This window comes from Sorangiineae bacterium MSr11954 (assembly GCA_037157815.1).
Taxonomy (GTDB): Bacteria; Myxococcota_A; Polyangia; order Polyangiales; family Polyangiaceae; genus Pendulispora; species Pendulispora albinea.
Genome location: CP089984.1, coordinates 1 through 25,707, shown reverse-complemented (window position 1 = coordinate 25,707; position 25,707 = coordinate 1). Strand labels below are relative to the sequence as shown.

At 67.5% G+C, this 25,707-nt stretch carries 20 protein-coding genes; 4 read left to right on the top strand and 16 right to left on the bottom strand.

The window, feature by feature from the left end; translation table 11 throughout:
• Nucleotides 1–456: 456 nt before the first annotated feature.
• The 6 genes from LZC94_00100 to LZC94_00075 form a co-directional block, all read right to left on the bottom strand.
• Nucleotides 457–4,551 (bottom strand): protein kinase, encoded by a 4,095-nt coding sequence (locus LZC94_00100; GenBank protein ID WXB15679.1) that lies wholly within the window; start codon nt 4,549–4,551, stop codon nt 457–459.
• 98 nt (nt 4,552–4,649) lie between these two features.
• Nucleotides 4,650–7,217, bottom strand: coding sequence for a CehA/McbA family metallohydrolase (locus LZC94_00095; GenBank protein ID WXB15678.1), 2,568 nt, complete (start codon nt 7,215–7,217; stop codon nt 4,650–4,652).
• Entirely contained in the window at nt 7,214–7,705 is a 492-nt protein-coding gene (gene tsaE, locus LZC94_00090) for a tRNA (adenosine(37)-N6)-threonylcarbamoyltransferase complex ATPase subunit type 1 TsaE (protein WXB15677.1), read from the bottom strand. Before tsaE ends, LZC94_00095 begins: the two co-directional genes overlap by 4 nt.
• Complete coding sequence (locus LZC94_00085) at nt 7,702–7,995, bottom strand: hypothetical protein (GenBank protein ID WXB15676.1); 294 nt, start codon at nt 7,993–7,995, stop codon at nt 7,702–7,704. Before LZC94_00085 ends, tsaE begins: the two co-directional genes overlap by 4 nt.
• The gene (locus LZC94_00080; GenBank protein WXB15675.1) at nt 7,941–8,867 is read right to left on the bottom strand and encodes a hypothetical protein; all 927 of its coding nucleotides are present in this window, start codon (nt 8,865–8,867) and stop codon (nt 7,941–7,943) included. Before LZC94_00080 ends, LZC94_00085 begins: the two co-directional genes overlap by 55 nt.
• 12 nt (nt 8,868–8,879) lie before the next feature.
• Nucleotides 8,880–10,508 carry a prolipoprotein diacylglyceryl transferase gene (locus LZC94_00075; GenBank protein ID WXB15674.1) on the bottom strand — a complete coding sequence of 543 codons (1,629 nt, stop codon included), beginning with the start codon at nt 10,506–10,508 and terminating at the stop codon, nt 8,880–8,882.
• A gap of 152 nt (nt 10,509–10,660) precedes the next feature.
• Between LZC94_00075 and LZC94_00070 the strand changes: the two genes are divergently transcribed.
• The gene (locus tag LZC94_00070) at nt 10,661–11,575 is read left to right on the top strand and encodes a hypothetical protein (GenBank protein WXB15673.1); all 915 of its coding nucleotides are present in this window, start codon (nt 10,661–10,663) and stop codon (nt 11,573–11,575) included.
• Between the two features lie 229 nt (nt 11,576–11,804).
• Here the strand turns inward: LZC94_00070 and LZC94_00065 are convergent, their stop codons facing one another.
• The gene (locus LZC94_00065; GenBank protein ID WXB15672.1) at nt 11,805–12,107 is read right to left on the bottom strand and encodes a hypothetical protein; all 303 of its coding nucleotides are present in this window, start codon (nt 12,105–12,107) and stop codon (nt 11,805–11,807) included.
• Nucleotides 12,108–12,408: 301 nt separating this feature from the next.
• Between LZC94_00065 and pdxH the strand changes: the two genes are divergently transcribed.
• Both pdxH and LZC94_00055 read left to right on the top strand, forming a co-directional pair.
• A complete protein-coding gene (pdxH, locus tag LZC94_00060) occupies nt 12,409–13,077 on the top strand; it encodes a pyridoxamine 5'-phosphate oxidase (GenBank protein ID WXB15671.1) in 669 nt (222 codons plus the stop codon).
• An 11-nt stretch (nt 13,078–13,088) separates the two neighbouring features.
• Nucleotides 13,089–16,373 carry a hypothetical protein gene (locus LZC94_00055; GenBank protein ID WXB15670.1) on the top strand — a complete coding sequence of 1,095 codons (3,285 nt, stop codon included), beginning with the start codon at nt 13,089–13,091 and terminating at the stop codon, nt 16,371–16,373.
• Between the two features lie 18 nt (nt 16,374–16,391).
• Here the strand turns inward: LZC94_00055 and LZC94_00050 are convergent, their stop codons facing one another.
• Genes LZC94_00050 through LZC94_00015 form a run of 8 tightly spaced genes read right to left on the bottom strand, consistent with a single transcriptional unit; the run spans nt 16,392 to nt 21,765 of the window.
• On the bottom strand, nt 16,392–16,733 hold the full coding sequence (locus LZC94_00050) for a Rieske 2Fe-2S domain-containing protein (protein ID WXB15669.1): 342 nt from the start codon (nt 16,731–16,733) through the stop codon (nt 16,392–16,394).
• Nucleotides 16,730–17,404: an LON peptidase substrate-binding domain-containing protein gene (locus tag LZC94_00045; protein ID WXB15668.1), complete on the bottom strand. Its 675-nt coding sequence runs from the start codon at nt 17,402–17,404 to the stop codon at nt 16,730–16,732. The genes LZC94_00050 and LZC94_00045 overlap by 4 nt, the downstream gene beginning before the upstream one ends.
• Nucleotides 17,401–18,051, bottom strand: coding sequence for a GTP cyclohydrolase I (locus LZC94_00040; GenBank protein ID WXB15667.1), 651 nt, complete (start codon nt 18,049–18,051; stop codon nt 17,401–17,403). The genes LZC94_00045 and LZC94_00040 overlap by 4 nt, the downstream gene beginning before the upstream one ends.
• Nucleotides 18,052–18,060: 9 nt before the next feature.
• Nucleotides 18,061–18,510 (bottom strand): DUF2203 domain-containing protein, encoded by a 450-nt coding sequence (locus tag LZC94_00035; GenBank protein ID WXB15666.1) that lies wholly within the window; start codon nt 18,508–18,510, stop codon nt 18,061–18,063.
• A gap of 42 nt (nt 18,511–18,552) precedes the next feature.
• A complete protein-coding gene (locus tag LZC94_00030; protein ID WXB15665.1) occupies nt 18,553–19,719 on the bottom strand; it encodes an FtsX-like permease family protein in 1,167 nt (388 codons plus the stop codon).
• Nucleotides 19,716–20,168 (bottom strand): hypothetical protein, encoded by a 453-nt coding sequence (locus tag LZC94_00025; protein WXB15664.1) that lies wholly within the window; start codon nt 20,166–20,168, stop codon nt 19,716–19,718. The genes LZC94_00030 and LZC94_00025 overlap by 4 nt, the downstream gene beginning before the upstream one ends.
• Nucleotides 20,165–21,079, bottom strand: a complete 915-nt coding sequence (locus tag LZC94_00020) for an ABC transporter permease (protein ID WXB15663.1) — start codon at nt 21,077–21,079, stop codon at nt 20,165–20,167. The genes LZC94_00025 and LZC94_00020 overlap by 4 nt, the downstream gene beginning before the upstream one ends.
• Complete coding sequence (locus LZC94_00015; GenBank protein WXB15662.1) at nt 21,076–21,765, bottom strand: hypothetical protein; 690 nt, start codon at nt 21,763–21,765, stop codon at nt 21,076–21,078. The genes LZC94_00020 and LZC94_00015 overlap by 4 nt, the downstream gene beginning before the upstream one ends.
• A gap of 68 nt (nt 21,766–21,833) precedes the next feature.
• Here LZC94_00015 and cysS point away from each other — a divergent pair, with 68 nt between their 5' ends.
• Nucleotides 21,834–23,381 (top strand): cysteine--tRNA ligase, encoded by a 1,548-nt coding sequence (gene cysS, locus LZC94_00010; protein WXB15661.1) that lies wholly within the window; start codon nt 21,834–21,836, stop codon nt 23,379–23,381.
• Between the two features lie 787 nt (nt 23,382–24,168).
• Here the strand turns inward: cysS and dnaA are convergent.
• Nucleotides 24,169–25,707 carry a chromosomal replication initiator protein DnaA gene (gene dnaA, locus LZC94_00005; GenBank protein WXB15660.1) on the bottom strand — a complete coding sequence of 513 codons (1,539 nt, stop codon included), beginning with the start codon at nt 25,705–25,707 and terminating at the stop codon, nt 24,169–24,171.

Sequence of the window (25,707 nt, the reverse complement as noted above, 5' to 3'; positions counted from 1 at the left end):
AACCACATTCTAAACCTGGCGACCCTAGCGCCTTCGAGGCGACCATTGAATCAACCGCCACGGCACCAAGAATACCAAGAGAGAGAAAGAAATATCCTAAAATCCCTAGCGCTCCTTGCGCCCTGGCGGTTACCCCATCTTCGCCAACTTCCGCCCTGAAATCGCCCCCCGGCGGCGACCCTAGCGCCTTCGAGGCGACCATTGAATCAAGCGCCACGGCACCAGGAATACCAAGAGAGAGAAAGAAATATCCTAAAATCCCTAGCGCTCCTTGCGCCCTGGCGGTTACCCCATCTTCGCCAACTTCCGCCCTGAAATCGCCCCCCCGGCGGTTACCCCATCTTCGTCAACTTCCGCCCTGAAATCGCCCCCCGGCGGTTACCCCATCTTCGCCAACTTCCGCCCTGAAATCGCCCCCCCGCGGTTACCCCATCTTTTCGCCAAGCTCCGGCAAAATCAGCTCGCCAAGCTGCGAAGCGCCGTGTCGCAATCGTCTGCCAGAAGGCGGTTTCCGATTTTGCGGGCTAGCTCGCGGGCGCGCTCCAACTCGAGGCGGGCGAGCGCGGATTGGCCGCGCCTTTGGAGGAGTTGGCCGAGGAGGGCGCGGCCGTTGACGGCGTCCCAGGTGTAGTCGTTGGATTCGGCGTAGGCGATGCCTTGCCGGAGGTGTTCCTCGGCCACGACATCGCCGTTGATGCCGTCGAGGAAGGCTAGGAACATTCGGTTTTGGCTCCCAAGACGGGCAAACCCGCCCTCGGCGCACAATTCGAGCGATTGACGGAATGCGCCGTAGGCGCGCGGGAGATCGTCGAGGCGGATGAGGAAGTCGCCTAGGTTGTGCAGGTTGGTGGCCACCTCGTAGGTGAGGCCCAAGGAGCGCGCCATGTCGGTCGCCATTTCGGCCGCCAGCGCGGCGCCGCGGAAATCGCGGGTGAAATAGTCGATGAGCGAGCGCACTTTCTGCCGCTCACAGGTGGCCGCCGCGTCGTCGGCCGAGAGCTGCTCGGCGCGCGCGAGCGCCAAGAGCGCGCCACGGCGATCGCCCAGGCCGGCGTGGGCTTGCGCGCGGTACAGCAGCACCCGATGCTCCTCGGCCTTGTCGCCGTGCGCGCTCACCAGGCGCTCCAGACGCTCGACCATGGCCAAGACCCGCTTGAAATCGCCCTGGCGCGTGGCCATGTCCGCGTAGGCGAGCAAGATGGATTTCGCCAGCTCCTCGTTGCCCTCCACCAGCCGCTCGGCGCCCGCGAAGTGCGCGCGCGCCGTTTCGAAGTTGTGCAGCGACGTGAGCATGGTCCCCGCGTGCACCCGCGCCTGCACCCGATGCGCGAGCTCGCCGGCCGCATCGGCGCGCTCGATCACGCGCGCGCAGAGCTCCACCGCGTCGGGGCACGCTCGAACCATGCGCGCCGCTTGCGCCAGCCCGCGAAGCCATCCCACCAGCTCCTCCGCCGGGTGCGCCTCCACGTCGGCCAGCGCGATCGCCCGCGCATAGTCGCGGACGGCCGCCTCCAGCTGGCGCGCCGCCAGCCGCAAGTCCGCGCTCTTGGCGAAGTACCCGGCCGCCAGACCGCTCTTGCCCGCCTCGTAATAGTGCGCCGCCACCCGCGCCGATTGCTCCCACACGTGGTCGCCCTGCACGTGCTCCAGCGCGCGCGCCGCCACCGCGTGCATCTTTCGGACGGCCTCCGGCGGGAGCGCGTCGAGCACCACCTCGCGAAGGATGGGCGACATGAACCGGAGCTCCGCCGCGCCGACGTGGGTCATCAGCTCGCGCCGATCGAGCTCGCCCAGCGCGTACTCCAGCGCCGAGAGCGGCTCGCCCAGCATCTCCCCCAGCACCGTCACGTCCACCCGATCGCCGAGCACCGCCGCCGCTTGGAGCACCGTCTTTTCCGCCGATGGCAAGCGCGCCACGCGCGAGGCCACCAGCCCGCGCAACGTCTTCGGGAGCGCCAAATCTTGGCCCACCAGCCGCATGGTCTCGATTTTTCGGTTGACCACCGAGACCGCCTGCGCGTCGGCCAGCGCCTTGAGGATCTCCTCGATGAAGAGCGGATGCCCCCCCGCGCGCTCGCGCACGAAGCGCACCAGCTCGTCGGGCACCTCGTCGATGCCCAGGCGCGCGGCGATGAGCTTCGCCGCGTCGTCCGCCGTGAGATCCGTCAGCTCCAGCGCGGCGTGCTCCGCGCGCTTCTCCAGCGCGTGCGAAAAGCCCGCGCGGCACGTAAAAATCAGGAGCAGCCGCGAACGTGAGAGCTTGGTCACCGCCGCGTCGAGCACGTCGAAGCTGTCTTGATCCATCGCGTGCGCCGCGTCCCACGCCAGGGTGTACGGCTTGTCCTCGCAGAGGCGCGCCAGCATGCGGGAGAACGCCTGCTTCAGCGAGTTCTTCGCGTTCGCGCCCGACGTGGGCAGCCCGGCCCCGAGCACGTTGAGGATCGTCACCACGTCGGTGTCGTGGAGGCCCAAGGCCCGCAAGCGGGGCTGCACCGAGAGCACCCGCTCCGCCGGCTCCGCCTCCGAGAGGCCGCACAACACTTGCAACATACACGCAATACCGGAGAGCGGCAGCTCGCGGCCGCGCGGCGGGCACGTGGCCATGTAGAACGCCACGTTGTAGCCGCCTTTGCGCAGCCGCCGCTCCACCTCGTAGAGGAGCCGCGTTTTTCCGACACCGTGATCGCCGCGCAAGGTGACCAGGCGCGCGCGCCGCTTGGTCGCCAGGGCGAGCGATTCGCCCAGAAAGCGCAGCGCCCCTTTGCGGCCCACGAAGCGGCCGAAGGTCTCCGCCGTGCCGCGCACGTCTTTGACCACGAAGCCGCTGAGGCCCATGCGCGGGCCATCGCCGTCGTTCAGGGGCTCGAGCCCGAAGAGGCCCTTCACCTGGCGGGTCACCAAGGGCGAGAGCGCGGCGCGGCCGGGCCGGGTGCGTGCGAACTCGCGCGCGGTCGTCAAAAGGGAGGTGAATCGCTCGTCCTCGGTGGCCTGCGCGAGCTCCTCGCCGTCCTCGAGCTTGCGCATGGTCACGTGGATGCGGCCGACGTGGAGGCCGGCGCTGGGGGCCAGCGGATCACCGGCCAGCGCGCCCATGGCCCGAAGCGCCACCAGCGCGCAGCGGGTGGCGACCTCTGTGTCGCGGCCGTCGGGATCGTCGAGGCCGAACAGCACCGCCAGATGCTCAGGCTCGTGGCGAACGATGCGCCCGCCGTAGCGTTTGACGATGGTGATGGCGCGGTCGGCTTGCTCCCGCGAGTCGCGCTGCGGAAACTCGATCACCAGCGCGGTCACCTCGCGGCGCTCGCCGATTTCGCCGGCCCCCACGATGCGCACGCCGGTCTCGAGCGGCGGCGTGATGGAGACGCTGCTTCGCTGCGGGACCTCCACCGGCGTGCGGTCGCCGGTGCTGACCACCGGCCCCTCCATGCTCGGCACCTCCAAGAGGCGCCCCGAGATGGCCGAATGGGAGCCGGTGTCGTCCGTCCGGAACCGCGCCACGAACTCCGCCAGATCGTGCGCGCCGTAGCGGCTTTGCTGGGCGTACAAAAAGGCGAGGAGCGCCTCGTACATCCGCCCCGCATCGGGGTAGCGATCGCCGGGGTCCTTGGCCAGCGATGTATTCAAAATGGCGATGAGCTCGGGCGGAGCATCCGTGCGGAGGAGCTCGAGCGGCGGGTATTCGCCCGCTTGCACCCTGCGCAAGGTTTCGAATGTCGTCGGTGCGCTAAAGGGGTTCACCCCGGTGACGCATTCGTAAAGAACGACGCCCAATGAGAAAAGATCGCTCCGCGCGTCGACATTCTCACCGCGCGCTTGCTCGGGGCTCATGTAACCAAACTTGCCCTGGAGCTTTCGCATTCTTGTGTCTTCTTGCGAATACGATCCATCGCCGACGACTCCGCGCGCTTTCGCAATACCGAAGTCGGTGACTTTGACCTCCCCTTCCAATGAAATCAGTACATTTTGCGGCGATACGTCGCGGTGGACGATGCCGAGGGGCCTCATTTCTTCGTCGCGGCGGCGGTGCGCGTGGTCCAGGCCTTTGGCGATTTCAGCGGCCATGTAAGCGCACATGTCGATGGGGAGCGCCATTTGCTGGCGCCGGCAGCGCGCGAGCAAGGTCGCCAGATCGAACCCGTGCACGAACTCCATGGCCATGAAATAGGCGCCGGCCGGGGAATCTGCGGCCGCCAGCGCATGGCCCTGCCCCGGACGGGAGGAAGGCGGCACGCTCGCCGGTACACTTGCAGGGCTGGCGATGGCCCCGGCCATCGGCGCGATGCCCAGATCGAACACCTGAACGATGTTCGCGTGCGAAAGACGCACGGCGAGCTTGGCCTCGTGGATGAACATGTCCACGAACTCTTTGCTGCGCGAAAGCTCGGGCAAAATACGCTTGATGACGAGGATCTTCTCGAAACCTTCGACGCCGAAACTCTTCGCTTTGAAAACTTCGGCCATGCCGCCTTGACCGAGTCGCTCGAGCAAGCAATAGCGGCCAAACATGGTGGAAGAATGTGCGTGGCCGTGGCCGGCCCCCTGGCTGTTCATGATGCGTTCTCCGCCCCAGCGACGGCGGAATGCCTCCCCCTTGCGATCACGAGCGCGGCTATAGCACACGACTTCATCGTCCACCCGATTCGAACGCTTTAGCGCGTAGGTTCTCCCCTCAACGATTTCGAGGGGTTGCTGTCGGCCCCTATCGTACTCATTCGGTACCAAATGGGGTTGCTGATGGCCATCGGCGGCACAGGCATGAACGGCAACACATCGTCGACCTTTCTTGTTCCCCGTACGATCACCACAAACCAATGACGCCGCGTGTCGCTTGTTTGCAAGCGGAAACGCGGATCCGCTGCCGACAACTTCCAATTTGATTTGGTCGATGTCGTGCGTGAGTCGGGATTCGTTGTGGACAACGTTGTGGACAATCGCAAACCCGATATAGGGACATCGCGATCGAAGCGCACCGTCCGTGCGACCGCTTGTTCGATGGTGCCGGGTTCGTCCCCTATTTTGGTGGGTTGCGAAGGAATGTCGATGCGCGAGGTGGTCGCTCCATCGACGACGATTTCCACCGACGTGACGTCCACCCACGGGGCCGCGCGCACCTTGACGTGGGCGCTCAGGGTGGCATCCGAAGCGAGCATGAGCTCATCACCCGGGTGCGCACCGTTGGCTTCCACCTCGACCACGGGCCCGCTGGTCACGATGGCCGCTCCGCGCTTGAGGTTGGAAACGACCACCGACGGATCGAGGCCCGTGAGATCCCCGTCGGCGACCGGGCCGACCATGACCATCGTGCGCGGATACCCCGCCCATTGATATTGAATGCTATGCGAGTCGCTGCTGCCGGTTGCCGTAATGCGATGCCCTTGGTTGAGAAGCGAAAAATAGTCCCGCAGGACCACGTCCACCTTCTCCTGCGATTGCATCTCATAGCCGTTGTAGACTTCGATGCTGTCGAAGTCGGTTCGCATTCGCGAGGGCGGAGCGCCACGCGGATCGAACCCCATGGCGTCGAAATAACCTATCTCCCGTGAAAGGCGCGGGTGATTGACTTGCAAGATCCGGTTCGGATCGCCGCGTCTTGCTGCATTGAAAATGGAGGCCACATTCGTATGGCGGAACGGCGGGACCCTTGCATCGAGTGGAAAAGGAAAGAGGCCGAAGTGGCCGATGTAAGGGTTGAACGTGGTGATCTCGACCCCGGGAACGCTGCCCATTTCATGAGCGAGATCCAAGCTTTCGAGCGCAGGTGCATAGTTGCCCACCACATTGTGCTCACTCGGAACGGCAAAATCGATCCCTGCCGCAACGAGGGAGAGCACGCGGTCTTCCACCGATACCGGCGTATCGAAGCTGGGACGCGCATGGACGTGCAAATCGCAACCCAGCATGCCCGGGGTGGGCACCACATGGCGTAGGTGAAGTTCGAGCGCGACTGTGCGATCGCCCGCGAGCTCGATGGTCTTGGCATCGACCGTGTACTCGATGCCTTTGGTCGCCGAAACGCGGTAGCGGCCTGCGGGCAGCGGGGTCGCGACATCCCCGCGCAGCGAATCGATGATGGGACCGGCGCCGGACGCGCGGTAGTCGGGGCCAAAGCTTGGATCGAGGGTGCCATCGACGCCGTGCACGACCAGGCGCGCAGTGAGCGGGGCGCCGGTGTCGGGATCGACGATGCGCACGCGCAGCTCGCCGCCGGGCGAGAGATCGAGGCGCAGATCCCAGGGCGTTCCGGGCTCGAACACGATGGGCGCGCTGGTGCGATCCGCTTTCTCGGCCGCGTACCATTTGTCGACGGAGCGCGGCACGTCGATCGCAAAGCGGCCTTCGTGGTCGACGGCGGCGCGCACCGAGGGTGAGCCCGATGCATCGAGCCCGAAGACATGCGCGTGAGCGCGTACGCGCGTGTCACCCGGCGCCGCGGAGACGATGCCGTGGACGGGTGCCGTTTCCATTCCAGCTTGGGCAAAGAGAACGCCCCAGAGGCTGGCGCTGCTTTTTCCCAGCACCAGGCGCAGATCGGTCTTTCCGTTGCGGGCAGGAGGGCTTGCCACGAGAAGGTCCATAGGGCCATCGCCGTGCTGTTCGTCGGGTCCTTGCGTGGGATGGCGCCGAACCTGCACGGGACCGCTGGCGGAGACCGCGCCAAGAGGATGTAGGTCGTCCTCGAGAACGGCGGCGCGTCCGGTGACCCGCGCGACGTCCGAGATTTCGCCTACACCGGAGACGAAGACGGGACGGGTCCCGGCGCCAAACTCGACGGCGAGTGAAAGCCCGTGCGCATCTGCGAAGCGCGCGTCCGATATGGAGAGCTCTGCCAACAACACTTCTCTCGAAGGATCCATACGGAAGACGACGGTCGCAATTTGAGGCTCGCCATCCAAATCGATGACGAAAGTTCCATGCAAGGTTCCATCCGGGAGCAACGCCACCCCCGAGAGCGCCACGGGACGCGCGTCACCGTCGGCGAGGAGCACGAGATCCATGGGGAGGGCGAAGCCGTCGCGCGCAAAGGTGGCGGTCACCCGCTCGGGCTCGATCGCAAACGTCCCCAGCGCGCCCCCGAGACGCGGCGCATCGGGGGGAACGGGCCGGGGGTGCGCCTCGCGGGCGACGCGCTCCTCGCGCGGGGGCTTTGGACGATGCGTCAACGCGAACCCGAGCAGGCCCGCGAGGAGCGCGGTGGCGATCCAATCCCCACGTCTCATTCGCGTGAGGAGGCGCGGGAGGTGTCGAGCGCCGTGGCCTTCACCCCTTCGATCGTGACCCTGCGCGTACATCCATCGAGTTGCAAACGCACCAAGAGTGCCACGCGATCGCCCAGCGCGCGAATCGCACCTTCTCCCCACTCCACCGCCACAATCGCCCCTTCAGCGCGGCGCTCCGCCAAGTCGAGCCGCGCCACTTCGAGGGGCAGACGCTCGGGCTCGTCGAGCAGGCGATACAAGTCGGCGTGCACGAACGATCCACGCGGCGTGGTGTACTCCTGCACCAGGTTGAAGGTGGGGCTCGCGATGGCCACCTCGCGCGGCACCCCCAGCCCACGCGCCATGGCGCGCACGAGGAACGTCTTGCCCGCGCCGAGATCGCCGCTCAAGACGACGAGATCGCCGGGCTCGAGCACCGCGGCCATCGCCCGACCCAGACGCTGCGTGTCCTTGCGGGACGCGAGCTCGAGCACGACGGGCGCGCTCAAAAGCGAACGATCCCGCGCGCACTGGCGCCGCCGAACACCAAGGTACCTGCGCCACCGGCGGCCACCGCCATGTCGCCGCTCGCCTCGATCCCGATTTGCTCCGTGATGCCGATGCCGCCCACCAAGGCGCCGCGGATCAAGAAGCGTCCGCTCTTGTCGCCGCCTTGCGTGAAGAAGCCGCCGAGCTCGAGCTCGGGCCCCGCGTAGATGCGAAAGGTGCGGCGCGACGGATCGATCACGCGCAGGTAGCGCGCGCCCGCCTCGGCGATGAGCGCGCGCGGCCCGGCCACCGCGCCGGAAAAGTCGGCGCGAAGCTCCAGCCCCGGCACGGCCTCGATGGCGTAGCCCAAGGAGCCGGTGAGGAACAACGACGTCGCGCTCCCCTGCGCGTTCGACGGTCGCACGAACGCGCCGAGCACGCCGAGAGCAACGCCGGCGGCGAAGGGACGGCCTTCACCGTATGCGCGCTCGCCCGACTGTGCGGCGGGCGCAGAGACGGAGACGGATGTCGCGGGCGTGGTTTGCGCGGGAGGCTCGGCGGGAGCCGGCGGCGCGGGAGGTGGCGCAACAGGGGTGGCGGGGGTCGCGGGGGGAGCGGCGGCGGCGCTTGCGACCAGGTGATGTCGGCGTTGCCGATGCCCTCGGGCCGCACCAAGATGGCGAGCATCTCGCCGATTTGCGATGTGGCTTGCGCCGAATCGGCGCCGTTGATCTCGCGCGCCAGCGACTCGACCCGGCCGGTCTTCACTTGGCAGACCAAAAGCTCGAGCCGGTAGCGCCCGGGCGCGCCGGAGGGCTCGACGCGCGCGGAGATGCTCCACTGCGAGCTCGATGCGCGGCCGGCGGCGCGGAACTCCTCGCTCGTATCGGCCACGCCATCTTTGACGGCCATCTCGGCGGTGAGCATCTCCGAAGGCGTCGGCGCGGTGTGCCCGCCTTTGACGACGGCGCTCTGCGTGGCCGAACGCGCCAGGTCGAGCTCGGCCTTGGTCGCGGCGCCGGGCCCCGCGCTCGCCGACGCGAACGGGAGCACCGCGACTTTGTCGGCCAGCGCCTCGGCGCTCGTTGAAATCAGGGCGAGCGCCAGCCCGACGGCCCAGAGATGCGCCGGTCGCGGCGCGCTCCTGGTGACCGCGCGCGCCGCGGTGCGCGACTGCAACATATTCGAAGTCTCCTAAGTCTCCGGCGCGGGATCTCCTGAGCTCCCCCCGGCGTGGGCGAGTCCTTCTTCTATCTTTTCGCTCTTTTCCGTCTTCGTCTTGCCAGGCTGTTCCGTGTCCTTGGCCTCGGCCTTCTCCTCGCGCTTCCTCTTGCTCGTCGGGGAGGCCGCGGCCGTCGGCGTGACTTCCTTCACTTCCTTCACGTCCTCGTCCTTGTCGCCTCCCGACGGGAGAGCGTCGGGGAGCGCGCTGACGCGCACGTCGCCCTCGTCGCGCTCTTCGTCCTCGTCGCGCTCTTCTTCCGGCTCCTCCGTCTCCTCCTCGACCTCTTGAACCACCGGCGCGCGCGCTTTCTTCCGCTTGCGGGGCGCGACCTCTTCGAATGTGCCCACCGCCATGGCCAGCTTGGGATTGCGCCGTGCGTCTTGCCAGTAACGTGCGTAGAAGTACGACACGAGCAGCCCGGTGATCACCGCGATGAGCTGGCTGGTAGAGAGCTGCACATTGACTTGCCCGCCGAACGAGGCGGGGCGCAGCTTGATGTACGCGATGATGGGCGGGAGGAACGCGAGCACGCGCGCCACCAAGCGGGCTTGCGCGTTCTTGATGCCGAGGGCGATGCCGAACACGAAGCCGATCGACAAGACGAGGAGCGCGCCCGGCACCAAGAGGTGCTCGCCCATCGCGGGGCCGTACTCGCCGCGCTCCACGTCGTCGCGGAGGATCTCGAGCAGGAAGCGACAGAAGCCGTACGCAAAGACGAAGGTGAAGAAGATCTGACCGCGGAAGCGCTGCTGCTTGCGCTGCCAGAGCAGGAGCCCCAAGAGCAGGAGGCCCACCAGCGACTCGTAGATCTGCGTGGGGTGCACGGGGAGCGAGGCGTTCGCGCTGGTGACCTCCGCGCCGAGCGGCGTGCCCTTGAACAGCTCGAGGTGACGCAGGTACGCGGGCGAGCCGTCGCCACCGTCGAGGGTGCCCTGCGCCCAGTGCGGGAAGGTGCCGAGCTTCTTGAGCCAGCCCGGCGCGTCGCCCGACAGCCGCTTGCCGAAGTCGCAGCCGAAGAGGTAGCAGCCGATGCGGGTGATGAAGAGGCCCGAGGCCAAGCTGGGCACGGCCACGTCGGCCCACGGCATCAATCGAATCTTGTGGCGCGCGAGGTAGGCCCAGCTGCCCAAGTAGCCGCCGATGAATCCACCGTACGCGACGAGCCCTCCGCGACGCAGCGCGAAGATGTCGCTGAACGTCTTGAACTCGTCCATGTTGGTCGCGACATACAAGAGACGCGAGCCCACCAGCGCCGCCAACGCGGTGAAGACGTAGCAGTTGGCCATCGTCTCCTTGGGCAGCCCATCGCGCTCGGCCAATGTCAACGTGAGGTACCAGCCGACGACGAGCGAGAGCCCGAGCATCACGCCGTACGAGTAGATGGGCAGGTTGGACGCGTCGAACTGCACGCCGCGGAAGAAGTACGAAGCGCCCGCGGCGACGACGGCAAAGAGACCGCCGATCACCAGCCCATCCCGCTCCTTCCGGCGATGCGCGACGATCGCATAGACGGCCGACAAGACCGCAACCGCAACGAGCCCCCACCAGAGCTTGAGCGGCCCATGGGGGAGAGGAATGCGAAACAGGATCGGATGCATGTTGGGGAATGGGTTTTACACCAAAATGGCGCGCGCTTTTAAGTCGCGACGCCAGTTTGGTGACCTCGCCCCGACCAAACCGGGCTAGAAATCGCGGGGTGCCGTCCCAGCCCGCGATCCGCTTCCCCTCCCGCTCCCGATACGCCCGTCGCATGCCTTTTTCGGCCGTGACGAGCTCCCCTGGCGGCGGCGCGCCCCGCGCTTTCTTCGCTTTTCCCGCGGTTTCCTCGTTCGTCTCGGCTTTGCTCTTGGGGTGCGTCCCCGCGGGCAACAGCACCCCTTCGGACGCCGGGGCCAAACCCGCCGCAGCGCAGGCGCCTGCAGCGCGACCGCAACCGCCAGCCAATGTGCTGACCAGCATCTTCGAAGACAATTTCGAACGGGCGGCACGCCCCAACGCTCTTCCGACGAATCGGTCCGAGGCCGACTCCGGGCGCGAGGGCGGCGCGCACGAGGCAGGCAAGAGCGATAAAGGCGATAAAGCGGACAAAGCCGACGCGGCGATCGGCCCCGAGCTCGGGCCCAACTGGCGGCAGTCGAACACCGATGTGTGGCACATCGAAAATGGGCGGCTCTGCGGGCAGGGGGCGCGCAACCATGGTGTCTGGATGACCCGGGCCATTCCGGTCAACGCGCGCATCGAGTTCGACGCCATCAGCGACTCGCCCGACGGCGATCTCAAAGCGGAGGTCTGGGGCGATGGGCAGTCGGGCGCGACCGCCATCTCCTACAACAACGCCACCAGCTACCTGCCCATCTTCGGCGGCTGGAAAAACACGCTCCACGCGCTGGCGCGGCAGAACGAGCACGGCAAGGACCGCAAGGAGATCCACATCGATAAGACCTCGGACGATCCGCGCGAAAGACCGGTCGTCGCGGGGCAGATCTACCACTTCAAGATCGAGCGCACCGACGGCAAGACCGTCCGATGGTTCGTCGACGGCTTGGAGATGGCCTCCTTCGCCGATGACGCACCGCTCGCGGGCCCCGGCCACGAGTATTTCGGCTTCAACGACTGGGAGGTCAAGGTGTGCTTCGACAACGTCAAGGTGACGCCGCTGCCTTAGTCGTGGGCGGTCGCCGGCCGAGCGCGGGGTCGAGGGAAACGACGAAGCCGATGGAATAGAGCGGCCGAGGGGGTCGTTTACCCAGCAACCCCCCAATTGGTGCCCCTCCGGCTCGCGTGCTCGTGGGCGCACACATCTCCACCACTACCTCCCCATCCCCGGGCTCGCATCACCGGGAGGAGATGGCAACCATGGTCACGCGAGCCGGAGCCCGGCGAAGATAGCGCGCTCAGTGCGTGTAGGGCCGACCCGGTGCGGGCGTGAACTCCGTGAACGACGGGCTGCTCGGACTACGGCGAACGGTCGGCGGCGGCGCGGTTTCGGCGTCGTCGCAGTAAACGATGGCGCAATAGCGATTGTCGCTCTCCTGCATGCGGTTGCACAGCGTGACGAGATCTTCATCGGAGTCGACGACGGAGCCCTCGATGGGCTGGGAGGTCTTCGTGTCGTAGCGACACTCATCGAGTGCAACCCAACGCCCTTTGAACTCGCGTCGTTCCCGAATTTGCAGCCACGTCAATCGACTGCCCATCGATTCAAACCTCATCCCCCCGAGTCCTTGGAAAGTTGCGACGAGACTCCATGGTGGAGTTCGCGCCGATCCACCCCACCGATAACCGGAGTAGAGGAGCCGGTCAAGAATCGGTGACGCAAAGTCGGCACACAACTGAACATATGATTCGTTAAATTTGTCGCGAACGCCGCAATGACGTCACCGGGTGGCAACAAAACGCCTCCTGCCGGGGGGGTTTGCGTGCCCTCCTCGCGGAGCAGCGCATCGTCGGGCGCGTGCGCAAGTTGGTGTGACATACTCTCCAACTCAGGGAAAAACCTTGTCGAAACCGCCTTCTTTCGAGACCTCCGACCTCGCGTCGCTTCGCGAGGAGTACACCCGCGCAACCCTCTCCGAAGCCGATGTGCTCGCAGATCCCTTCGCCCAGTTCGAGAGCTGGCTGGCGACGGCGGTGTCCGCTGGGATTCACGAGCCTCACGCGATGACCCTGGCAACCGTCGACGCCAACGGCAGCCCCTCGGCTCGCATCGTATTGCTCAGGGACGTGGCTCCCCGTGGCCTCGTTTTCTACACGAACTACGCGAGCGCGAAGGGCCGTGACATCGCGGACAACCCGCGCGTCGCCCTTCTGTTCTTCTGGAAGGAGCTCGAACGCCAGGTGAGGATCCGCGGAACAGCCTCCAAGGTGACGCGCGAGGAGTCCGAGGCGTACTTTCACTCCCGGCCGCGCGGTAGCCAGATTGGCGCGCTCGCATCGCCCCAGAGCCAGGTGCTCACCACGCGCGAGTGGCTCGACGCGCGGGTGAACGAGCTCACCGCGCGCTACGAGGGGCAGCCGGTGCCGCTGCCCGAGACCTGGGGAGGCTATCGGGTCGCGCCCGATTCGTTCGAGTTCTGGCAAGGGCGCTCCAGCCGCCTGCACGATCGGATCGCCTATGCCCGCGACAACCCGGAGGCCGCATGGCGCCGTGTGCGCCTCGCCCCCTGAAGTCCGCGCGGGTGCGGTTAGCGCGGGCGGGCCTGGGGGCGTCGAGCGCGTTCATCGCGTCGAGCGCGTTGGTCGCGGTGGGCGCGCTGGGCGGCTGCCACGGTGGCGCGCTGTCGGTCAGCGAGCCGCGGGGGAACCTTCGCACGGCGGGGCCCGCGACCAAAGCCGATCCGACGGTGCGGGGCGCGCGCCTCGTCCCTGAAATCGTAGAGGAGGACCGCGCCTTTGGCGTGGAGCCGGGCGGCGGCGTTCGCACGATCGTGGCGGGGATCCGCGTGGTGAGCCAGGCGAACGGGGCGCTGCTCGCGTCCGAGGATCGCCTGCCCAAGGCGCCGAGCATCACCTTGGCGGTGCCGGAGCGCATGGGGGGCGGGTTCCTCTTCGTGCTCGACAGCACCGTGTGGCGCGCGGGCAAATGGCTGGAGCGCGCCAAGCCCATTCATGCCTCCCCGTGGTCGGTGATCGCGCGGGTGGTGGTCGGGCTCGATCGCGTGTACTTGAAGAGCTCCAGCGGGGCCTTCCGCGCCATCGATCCGCGCACGGGTGCGCCCGTCGATGCGGGCGCATTTCCGGGCGCGCCTTACATCGGGGCGTTCGGGGCGCTCGATGGCTGGCGCGCGGTGGCCGTCGCCGATTTGCGCGGCGCCATGGCGACCTTCGATGCCGGTGCCTCGTGGAAGCCGCTCGGGCTTCCCATCGACGCCAAGGACGTGGTGCCCCTCGACGAGGGAATCGCCGTGGGCGGCATGGATGCGGCGCGCGCGCCGGCTTGGTACCTGGTCCACGCCGATGGGCAGGTCTCGAAGCTCGCAGGCAAGCCCGATCGGCGCGAGGCCATGGGGCCGGTGGCGGGCCTCGGCGGCTTCGGCAGCGCGGGAGCCGGATCCGTCTCGTCGTTGGCGCCGGGGGCCAGCCTTCAAAGCGCCATCACCAAGTCGCTGGGAAAGCGCCCGATGGTGGCGGCGGTGGAAGACGGCTGGCCCATGGCCGATGGGACCGCGGTGCTGGCGCGCGATGGTGCGCTGGCGCGGGTGCGGCTCCAAGATGGGGCGCTGGTCGATTTTGCGCCCGACGCCTTTGGGCTCAAGCCTGCGCGCTGCCATCCGCTGGCCCTCGGCGGCGCGAACGACGCGGGCGCGTTCGGGTTCGTCTGCGGCGAGCCGCGCGGCAAGACGGTGATCTACGCCTACGACGCGGCGCATGGGCGGCTCGCCGAGCTGCGGCGGTTCGACCGGCCGAGGGTGGTGCTGGCGTCGGGCACGGGGGCGGTGGCCGTGCGCGGGGGGTGCGCGGAGGATGCGCCGTCCGAGGACGCCGACATGCTCCCGCTCGGAGGCTCGGGGCGCGCCCGATCGAACGCCGCCAACGCGGCGAACGCGCCGGCCGCATCGCGCGTGAGCTACTGCATCCGGGCGGCGGACGGGCCTTGGCGGGAGGTGCAGCTGCACGGACAGCTCTCCGGGGATCGGATGGTGGCGCTCGCGGATGGGCGGGTGGTCGTCGTCTCCCCGCCACATGGAGATCTCGGCGCGGCGCGCCTGACGGTGCTCGATGCGTCCAAGAAGGTGACCACGGTTCCCATCGTGTTCCCCACCTTGGCCCCGGACGTCGCACGTGTGATGCGGCAAGGGCTATGGCTCGATGGCTTCGAGGAGCGCGGCCACGGCGTGATCGGCGGCTGGGTCGAGGCGGCGGGCACCTTTCTGGGCGTGCAGATCCAGCTCGACGGGCATGCGCGCGCCGGCGCGTATGTGCGCGATGCGGGCTTCCCCATCGTGTCGGGCCGCTACGGCCTTGGGTGGACCGCATCGCGCCGCGGCTACGAGACGACCGATGGCGGTATGACCTGGGATCCCGTCGATCTTCCCGAGCCCATCGCCCCCACCGCGCAGTCGCGCAGCTCCACGGTGCGAGCGTGCGGGCCGGCGGGGTGCGTGGCCGCGGGGTGGGTGCGCATCGGGTGGGGACCGCCCAAGGTGGCTCCGATGGACGCGTCCCTCACGTCGCGCGGGCTGCGCCGCCCGACGCCCATCGTGGAGCTCGCGTGCGAGCCGACCCGCCATGTCGCGGCGGCGCCGCCGATTCAGCCCGCGCGGGCGCCCATCGTGATGCCGGAGGTGGTCCTTCCGCACTCGGTCATCTGGAGCGCAACCGGCGGCGCGAGCGGGCCGCGGCCCTTGCCGCTCTCCAACTTGGATTGGTCGCCCTTCTTTGCGGTGGCCGCGCCAAAGCTCCCGGGCGAGGAGCTGGGCTTGAGCATCGAGACGGGCGAGCCGCTCGATCGCACGCCGCGCACGGGACCGCTCTTGCGCCTCTATGCGTGGGGGGCCAAAGGCACCAGCGAGTGGGAGCGCACGAGCCGCTGGATCGCGCGCTTCACGTCGCCGTACGCGAGCTCGCAAGAGATTCAAACGACGCAGCCTGCGCCGGCGCCGCGCGTGATCATCGACTCGTCGCGCTTTGCGACCGGGGGAGGCATCCCGCGGCCGGTCTCGTCGTGGCAGGTGGCCTCCGCCGACGATGGGCAGCACGCGCTGCTCGTGGCGCGGCGGCTGTCGCCCGCCGAATCGGTGCCCATCGAGCTGGAGGCGGACAAGCCGCCGCTCGAGATCCGTCGCCACGACGGCGAGCCTTTTGGCGCCATCGACGCCGCCCTTCGCGCGGGCGGGCGCTGGATCCTGACGGGGCCGCAGGGCGCCAACGAGCTGCCGGCCGCCGTCGTCTGGGAGGTCGAAGGCGGCGTGGCGCGCGAGCTGGTGCGGGTTCCACGCGCGGCCGACAACGCCATCCCTTCGCTGCGCCTGGCCAAGCGGCCCGACGGGCGCAGCATCGGGCTGGTGGTCGAAGGGCAGCCCGATCCCGAGCGCGCCGTTCCCCTGCGCTGGGTGCTGCCCATCGATCTCGCCAGCGGCGCGGCCGGTGAGCTGGAGCCGCTCGGATCCATCGACTTTGCGGATCGCGACGGCATCAGCGCCTGCGGCGGCGACGAGCCAGGGTGGATCGTCGATCTTCCGATGACCAGCACCGTGCACGTTCAAACCGGCGCCGCCGGCTACCCCGCGTCCTTGCGCAGCGTCACCGCGCGGGTGCGCATCTCGAGCGAGCGGCTTTGCATCGAGCGCATGTCGGGCATCGTCGATGGCAGCGCCGACGCGTTGACCCGAGGCGCTGGAAGAGCCGCGCTCCCGGCGCGCGGCACCAAGGCGAATGTCGGCGGCCCCGGTGACACGGCGACCATCGACGTCGCGGCGTTCAATGTGCGTACGCGCTACCCGCTTCGTTGCGTGAAGAAGTGAGCCCTCGCGGGCGCCCCGTTAGCGCGCGCCCAACCCCGTGATGGTCAACGAAAAGTCGTCGTAGACGGCGACCTCGTCACCTTCGATGACAGCGCGGAAGGTGCGCTGTGCATCGCAGACGCCGCGGGGGGCGACGAGGGCGCCGTTGCGCATGTCGAAGATGTAGCCGTGCATGGGGCAGACGATGCCGTGGCCCTCGAGCCACCCTTCGGCGAGGCTGGCGCCGGAGTGGTTGCAGGCGTCTTCGACGGCGTAGGGTTTGCCCTCGATCAACGTGAGCAGCACATCGTACGGTGGATACGGAATGCGTAAGAGCGCCCCCTCCGAGAGCTCCGCCCGCGGGACGCGCGCGACGATCAATTCGTTGCGCCTCCGTTGGAGCTGCCGGCCAGCAGCTGCCGCTGAAGCGAAATTTCGCGGATGACCCGCTGCACGCGGGTGGCGACGTGCAGCTCCTCCAAGATGGCCTGGCGCGCGGCGGCGTCGATCACCAAGTGGTGCGCGCACAGGTCGGCGATGGCGCCGATGGTGGACTCGGGCGGCAGCCGGAAGTGGAACATCGGATCGCTCTTTTTCACCTCGGTCGCGAACGCGGTGGCCGCGCCCACCAGCGCGGTGCGATCGGTGGAGGACACCTCCTCGCCGTGCTCCTCGAGGATGGTGGCGCGCGCCCGGCGATAGGGCGGAAGGAACGGCAGCTCCTCCAGCTTTACGCGCGCTGCGCCGCTGAGCAGGATGTTCGAGCGCCCGTCTTCCAGCGGCTGATGCTCCACCACCGTTCCCACGCTGGCGACAGCGTGAATCGGCGGGTGCCCGTGAAGGTCGAGCTTCCCGGGATCGGCGATCAGCACCACCGCCATGGCGCCGTGGGTGTCGAGGCAGTCGCGGAGCATCGTGCGGTAGCGCGGCTCGAACACGTGCAGCGGCAGGAGCGCGCGCGGAAAGAGCACCACCTTGGGGAGCGGAAAGAGCGGGAGCTCGTCCAGCGCCGCCAGAAGCTTCTCCCTGTCTTTGTCCTTCGTGTAGCTCATGATGACCCCGGATCGTGCGAATGCGCCGGCTGCGCGGGCGCGGAACCCGACGCCGATCCGGGCGCGGGTCCCGAAGTGGATCCTGACAAGAGATAGTACGCCACCGGACGATCGCCGGCAGGGACGATGCTGATCGTTTCCACTCGAGCTCCGTGCCGGCGCTGGCCGCGTGCGGTCATGCACGTGTGCGTGAGCACCAGCCGGCAACCCGCCCAGACCGGCGCCAGCGCATCGAAGAGGGCGCGTGCCATGTTCTCGCCGATCTCTTCTTGCAAGGTGAGCCTTCGCGACAGCGCGTCCAGCGCGTGCCCCACCGTGCCAATCCCCACGAGCCGCGACTGCGGTGCAAAGGCAACCGTCGCGAGCCCCGTGGCCGGCATCAAGTGGTGCGGGCAGGTGGTCGTGACCGCCAGATCGCGCAGCACCACCACCCCCGCGGAGCCCGAGGTCGTCTCGACGGGGAACGTCTCGCGCGCGAGCAGCGCGGTCGCGTCGATGCCGTAGCCCGCGCAGAGATCCTGACTGAACATGTCGGCCACGCGCGCCGCCGTGCCCACCAGGTTGGGATCGTCCTGGGGCTCGCGGCCCAAGGCGCGCAAGAAGGCGTCGATGGCGGCTGCAGCCGCTTGGCGATCGGGCTTTCTCATGGGTCGGGTCTAGTTGAGCATACGCTGGCGCAGGCTGGTGCGGATTGCGCGCCGCCCGGAGAATCCTTCGTCGAGCGCGTGGTAATGACCCACTTCGGCCTCGCCATATTTCCAGCAGAGCCACACCGCCCGACCGTCTACTTCTCCGTAAAAGTCGAGCAAGCCGATGCGCGGATCCTTGACCACCGCCCCAAGCGCTTCCACATCGCGCCAGCCCTCCTGGTACTCGTTGATGCGCTGCACCAACTCGCGCTTCATCGAGCGAACCGAGTCCGCGTCCTCGTCTTGCGGGGTGAGATCGCTCGGGACCTCGCCCACCAGAGCGCTCAGCGACTTCAGTCGGTCCTCGATTTCCGTGCGGCGACCGAACTGACGCGTGACCAACGCGGACAGCGTCGGGACGAGCGCGTTCGCCGCCTCGATGGTGAATACTTCTCGCTCGCGCTCGCGCTCGGTCATGGTGGAGTCCTCTGCGTTGAAAGAAGTGGCAACCACTGTAAATCAAGATCGCATGGCGTCCATGGGATCCATCGAAGCCGCGCGCCAGGCCGGAACGATGTTCAGCCCGATGAAGGGAGCCAACACGCCCAGGACGATGGCCACCAGCTGCGTGAGATCCACCTCGGGGGTCAGCGGCGCCTCGGGGTAGAGCACCCCAAATCCCACCAGCGCCGGACGAAGGCCCGGCGCCCCCAAGACGAAGACCCAGAGGTAAGCACCGAGGAGGCCAACCACCGTTGCGGTCGTACCCACCAGCAGAGCCTCGAAGAGCTTCACCCAGAGCACGTCCGACGTGGCGAATCCCACCGCCTTCAGCACCGCGATCTCGCGGCGCTCCTCGGGGCCCAAGCCCGTCGCGCGGTCCCACGCCAAAATGAGGAGCGCCAGGAGCGCCGGGATCGACGCGGCCAGCACGATCCCCGCGCGCCGCCCATACGCGAGCGCGTACACGCGGTCGAGCAGATCGCGCTCGATCACGCGCGCGCCGGGCAGCCGCTCCAGGATCGTGCGGGCCACGATGCGCGCCTCCGCGGGGTTGGTCAAGGTGACGGCGACGTCGGTGGCGTCGTCGGGGCCCAGGCCGAGCGCCGCGCGCGCGTCCTCGTCGCTCATGACGATGACGTCGGCCGTGTACAGGTCGACGACGCTCGAAAAGGTGCCGACCAAACGCAGCGAGGGTGCATCCGTCGCCGCCGAGGGCAGCTGCATCTCGTCGCCCACCACCAGCCCCATGGCCTTCACCAAGGTCGTCCCCGCGATCATCTCGTGCGCGGCCGGCGCGAGATCGCGGCCCGAATCGAGCGCGCCGCCGGCCACCGTGAGCGGTACCAGGTCGGAGGGCGCTCCGATCACCGTGACATTGCCTTGCAGCGCCGGTACGAACAGGTAGCCCCACACGCGCGCGCGCACCTCGCGCACCGCATCGATGCCGTCGAGCTTCTTCACGTCCTCGGGTCGCAAGAGCGCGGGGCGTCCGCCCAAGAGCCGCTGCACCAGCACGTCGGGCAGCGCGGCGCGCGCGCGTGAGGCTTCGGCGCGGAGGGCATCGGTGAGAAAGAGGATGGCCGCCATCAACGCCACCGTGAGCGCGAGCCCGCACCCGAGCGCGCCGGCCTTGCCGCGGCGACGCCACACCGCCCCCGCGGCGTGCGCGAGCAGGGCGCTCACCGCGGGCGCTCCTCGGCGTCCGGATGATCGCCGGTGTCGTCGCGCTGCTCGGCGTCCGGATGATCGCCGGTGTCGTCGTGCTCCTCGGCGTCCGGATGATCGCCGGTGTCGTCGGGCTCCTCGGCGCGCTTGGGGGTCGGACGCAGCTCCGCGCTCCACGCTTCGATGGGAGGCGCCATCAAGCCGCCGGCCGGATCCATGTCGGAGAAGGCCGGACCGTCCGCGAAGGCCGCACCCGGCTCTTCTTGCGAAGGATACCGATGCCAGCGCGCCCCGCTGGAGAGCGCCAGATCCGACGAGGGCAAGCGCTTCGCGACCGCCTCGATGGCACCTCGGTCGCGCGCCCGCGCCTGCCGCCGCGCCTGCGCGTCGGCGCTCATGCCGAGCACGGCGGCGCACGCGCCGGCGAGAACGGCGAGCGCGAGGTTGCGGCGCTGCCCCGCGGTCATGATCCGGTGATGCCGATGAAGATCTTCGTCAGGAAGAAGTCGGCGATGAGGATGGCGATCGACACCACCACCACCGTGCGCGTGGTGCTGAGACCGACGCCCTCGGTGCCGCCGCGCGTCTGCAGGCCGAAGTGGCAGCCAACGATGGCGATGATGAAGCCGAAGATGGGCGTCTTGGCCAGCCCGCTGAGCAGATCGCCCATCTGCACCGACTCGAGCGACGACTGCATGAAGAACGAGGGGCTGATGTCGAACTGCGAGTAGCAGATGATCACCGCGCCCAACGTGCCGAGCGACAGCGCGAAAATGCTCAAGAGCGGCATCACCAGCACCGCCGCCACCGTGCGCGGGAGCACCAGCTTTTTGGCCGGATCGGCGCCCAGCGCGCGGATGGCGTCGACCTGCTCGGTCACGTTCATGGCGCCCACCTCGGCCGCCATACCGCTGCCGATGCGGCCCCCGACGATGACGGCGGTGAGGGTCGGCGCCAGCTCGCGCGCGAACGACAGCACGATGACGCGCGGGATGTACTCCAGCCCCCCGAAGCGGCGCAGGCCGAAGGCGAACTGAATGGTCATGACCATGCCGATGAAGATGCTCGTCACCGTCACGATGCCCATCGAGCGCACCCCCAGCGACTCCATCTGGTGCAAGGTGCTCCGCCACTCCAGAGGACGGCGCGGCAGCGCGCGGAACATGCGCCCGATCAGCAAGGTCACCTCGCCCAGGTGGTCGATCAGGCGAAGCGTCCGCTCGTAGTGGTGGGCGAAGAACGACGGGGGCGGCGCGATCGAGGGCAGCGACAGCCGCGGGCCATCGTCGCCTCCGTCGCCTGGACCTCCGGCCCGCGCCCCGCGTGAGGACGGCGGCGAAGATGCCGAAGGGAGGGCCCCGCGCTCGGTCTCGGTCACAACGCCCCCGAGCCGATGGTCTGAAAGCCGCTCACGAACCGCTCGAAGTCGGGTGCCCCCACCTCGGCGCTCGATAGGTCGGGTGCGCCTTGCGCGCCGCTGGATGCATCGGGCGCGTTGGAGGCCGCCTGCGCGTTGGAAACGGCTTGCGCGACGGAGACGGTGGGCGGGCCCGAGATGGAGATACCGGGCGCGCTGGAGACCGTGGGCGCGCTGGACCTCGGGGGCGCGACGTGGACGAAGTCGTAGACGCAGCCGTCTTTCTTCGCCACATAGATGTCGTAGACCCTCGGCACGCCGTCGAGCTTAGCGCGCAAGAGCGTGTGCCGCGCCTCCCGGCCGTTGAAAGGGAGGGTCTCCTCTTTGAGGTATTCGCGCTCCGTGGTGCCCATGATGAGGTGCGCGGTGAGCGCCGCGAGCGGGGTATCGTCGTCTTTTCCGCCGCAGCGGCCGTTCACCAAGATGACCGCGTCGCGGGCATCGTCGCGGAATGCGAGGGAGGCATCGTTGACCTCGACGCGGCGCCATCCGCTCGGTGGGGGTGGGATCCGAAAGGCGACCTGGCCATTTCGGTAGACGGAACCATCGAACGACCGCTGCGAGCCCCCGCACCCAAGAGCAAAGCTCATGCAGAGAAAGCCCGCGAGAACGACGCCGGAGGGTGACAGGTAAGGGGGGGCGCGCATGTCGCGTGGGTCGTTTGAATAACACAAGCGCGCGCGACGGCGCGTCTTCCGCTATATCGCGATGTGGGATGACGATACGGCTTTACAACACCCTGACGCAGAAGCTGGAGACTTTCGAACCCCTCGTGCCCAAAACGGCGAGCGTCTACGTCTGCGGTATCACGACGTACGATTTGGCCCACGCCGGCCACGGCCGTACCTACACGACCTTCGACGTGCTGGTGCGCCACCTTCGGGCGCGCGGCTACGAGGTCACCCACGTCCGCAACGAAACCGATGTGGACGACAAAATTTTGCGCCGGGCTCGCGAGCGCAACATCGACCCGCTGGCGCTCTCGGCGGAAATGTCCAAGCTCGTCAACGACGACCTGACCTGCATCGGCTGCGCACGGCCGGACCAGGAGCCGCGCGTCTCCGAGCACATCCCCGAGATCATCGCCCTCATCCAGGCCTTGATCGACAAGGGGGCCGCGTACGTGGCCGCCACCGCCAAGGGCAACGATGTGTACTTTTCGGTTCGAAGCTTCGAGCCGTACGGGAAGCTCTCGCACCGGCACATCGACGATCTTCTGGCGGGGGCGCGCATCGAGACCTCGGACGTGAAGCGCGATCCGCTGGACTTTGCGCTCTGGAAGGGTGAGCCCGAGGAGGGTTGGGGCTGGGCGAGCCCTTGGGGCAAAGGTCGCCCCGGCTGGCACATCGAGTGCTCGGCCATGGCGGCCCGTTACCTCGGCGAGCACTTCGACATCCACTGCGGCGGTATGGACCTCATCTTTCCGCACCACGAGAACGAAATCGCGCAGGCCGAGGCGGTGTGGGGTCCTCCCTTCGCGCGCTACTGGCTGCACGGCGGCTTCCTCAACGTCGACAGCGAAAAGATGAGCAAGTCGCTCGGCAACTTCGTCACCATCCGCGACGTGCTCGAGCGCAACGATCCCGAAGCTTTCCGCTACTACCTGCTCGGCACGCACTACCGCGGCCCGCTGTCCTTCGACGTCGAAAAGCGAGACGACGGCCGGGTCGTCTTCCCCGGCATCGACGAAGCCGAGCGCCGGGTCGATTACGTGTATATTACACGCGACACCTTGGCCGCCGCGGTGGCCGAAGCCGGCGCCGACACCAGCACCGCGGCATCGGGCGATCCGCCCGCGAAGGCGTTCAAGAACGAGTCCAAGATCGTGGCCGAGACGCCCGAAAAGGTGCTTGCCGCGCTCGACAAAGATCTGAACACCCCGGTGGCCGTCGCCGAAATCGGCGAGCTTTGCAAGGCGGCGAACGAGATCGTCAAACAGATCGGCAAGCTGAAGAAAGATCCCGCCGCGCGTGCGCAAGCCGTGGCCCTCGCCGCCAAGGCCATCACGTCGTTGGAGGCGGCATGCGCGCCGCTCGGCCTGTTGCAAACCACCGGCCCCGAATACGCCAAGCGCACCTTGGAGCGCCGCCTTCGTCTGCGCCATCTCGACCCTGCCGCCATCGAGGCCAAGGTCGCCGAGCGCACCGCCGCGCGCACCGCCAAGGACTGGAAGCGCGCCGACGAGCTACGCGCCGAGCTCCACGCCCTCAACGTCGAAGTCTTCGACGCCGGCGACACCACCCGCTGGCGCCTGCTCGTCTAGACGCGCAGAGGCGATCGATTCAACCGCCAGGACGCTAGGGCCGCCAACGATTGAAACGGAGTCCGAGTGGATGAAAAAAAAATTTCATCCGCCTCCCCTCTCTTGGCGTCCTTGCGCCCTGGCCAATCTTCTCTTGAATCAACCGCCAGGACGCTAGGGCCGCCAACCTTGAATCAACCGCCAGGACGCTAGCGCCGCCAACGATTGAGACGGAGTCCGAGTTTGGATGAAAAAAATTTCATCCGCCTCCCCCTCTCTTGGCGCTCCTTGCGCCCTGGCGGTTCCAATCTTCTCTTCAATTCAACCGCCAGGACGCTAGCGCCGCCAACCTTGAATCAACCGCCAGGACGCTAGCGCCGCCAACGATTGAGACGGAGTCCGAGTTTGGATGAAAAAAATTTCATCCGCCTCCCCCTCTCTTGGCGCTCCTTGCGCCCTGGCGGTTCCAATCTTCTCTTCAATTCAACCGCCAGGGCGCTAGGGCCGCCAACCGATGAAACGGAGTCAGAGTTGGATGAAAATTTTCATCCGCCTCCCCTCTCTTGGCGCTCCTTGCGCCCTGGCGGTTCCAATCTTCTCTTCAATTCAACCGCCAGGACGCTAGCGCCGCCAACGATTGAAACGGAGTCAGAGTTGGATGAAAATTTTCATCCGCCTCCCCTCTCTTGGCGCTCCTTGCGCCCTGGCGGTTCCAATCTTCTCTTGAATCCACCGCCAGGACGCTAGGGCCGCCAGCCATTGAACGGCCCTCGCGGTTCCGATCTTCTCGCGCCGCCCCTGAGCGGCGTCAGTCGGCCGTGCCCAGTTTGCGCTCGAGCGCTTCGAGGTGGGCGCGCACCTCGGGATCGGCGCCGCGCAGGGCTTTGACTTTGCGGACGGCGCTCATCACGGTGGTGTGATCGCGGTTGCCGAAGGCGCGACCGAGCTCGGGGAGGCTGCACTTCAAGCGCTCGCGGCAAAGGTACATGGCCACGTGGCGGGCGAAGGCCACGCTCTTGTGGCGGTCTTTGGAGAGGAGGTCGCCGCTTTTGAGCTTGAAGTGGTGGCACACCACGCGCTGCACGTCTTCCACGCTCGCCTCGTTGGCGCGCGCGCTCGACGAGAGCGCGATCTCGGAGCGGGCAAAGTCCAGGTCGATGATGCGCGAGGTGATCGATGCCTTGGCCGCCAGGCGGATGAGCGTGCCCTCGAGCTCGCGCACGTTGCTCCGGACGGACTGGGCGATGTAGACCAGCACGTCGTCGGCAATTTCGATGCCCTCGATTTGGGCCTTCTTGCGCACGATGGCCACGCGCGTCTCGAGCTCGGGTGCCTGGATGTCGGCGACCAGGCCCCATGTGAAGCGCGAGATGAGGCGCTCCTCCATGCGCTCGAGCTGCTGCGGGTACTTGTCGCTGGTGACGATGATCTGCTTGTCGGCTTGGTGCAGAACATTGAACGCGTGGAAGAACTCTTCCTGCGTTTGCGTCTTCGACGCGAGGAACTGGATGTCGTCGACCAGCAAGAGATCGCACCGCTCGCGATAGCGGTTGCGGAACTCGGTCATCCGCTGGTCCTGCAGCGCCTGCAGGAACTCGTTCAGGAACTTCTCGGCCGAGACGTACACGATGCGCGTGGACGGGCGCTCGGCGCGGACCCGATGGGCCACCGCGTGCACGAGGTGCGTCTTTCCGAGCCCCGTTCCGCCGCACAGAAAGAGCGGGTTGTGCCGGCGGCCGCCACCTCCTGCAGCGCCGATGGCGGCCGCATGGGCGAGCTGGTTCGATGGGCCGATGACGAAGTTCGAGAACGTGTACTTCGGGTTCAGGCCCTCGAGCGGCGGCGCGACGACCTGCATGTTCTGACGCACCACGCGGCGCTCGCTCCATGGAGCGGCATCGTCCAGCACGGAGGCCGTCGCCAGGTTCTGAACGTTGCCAGAGCCTGTGTGGCCCGTGTGACCCGCGTGGCCAGAGTGACCCGTGTGGCCCGTGCTCGGTCCACCCAGGACGATTCCGCGCGCCTGGTTGTTCAAGCGGTTCGGTTCTTCGCCGACTCGGTTCGGAGGCGGCTCAATAACGGGATGATCCAATTCTCCCCCCACTGTCCATGCCACCTGGATGCTCCAGCCCGTACGACTGCGAATGTGATCGGTCAGCGTAGGCAAGAAAAATTGATCGACCCACTCGCGCACGAACTCATCACGGGCTCGAAGACAGAGCACACCATCGGTGAGACCCTCGAACTGCACACCGTAAAACCACTGGTCGAAGCTCCCGGGCGATTTGTCGCGCGTGAATGCGACCGCCTCGTCCCAAAGCTGCTTCTCAGTCGGAATCGTCTCCAT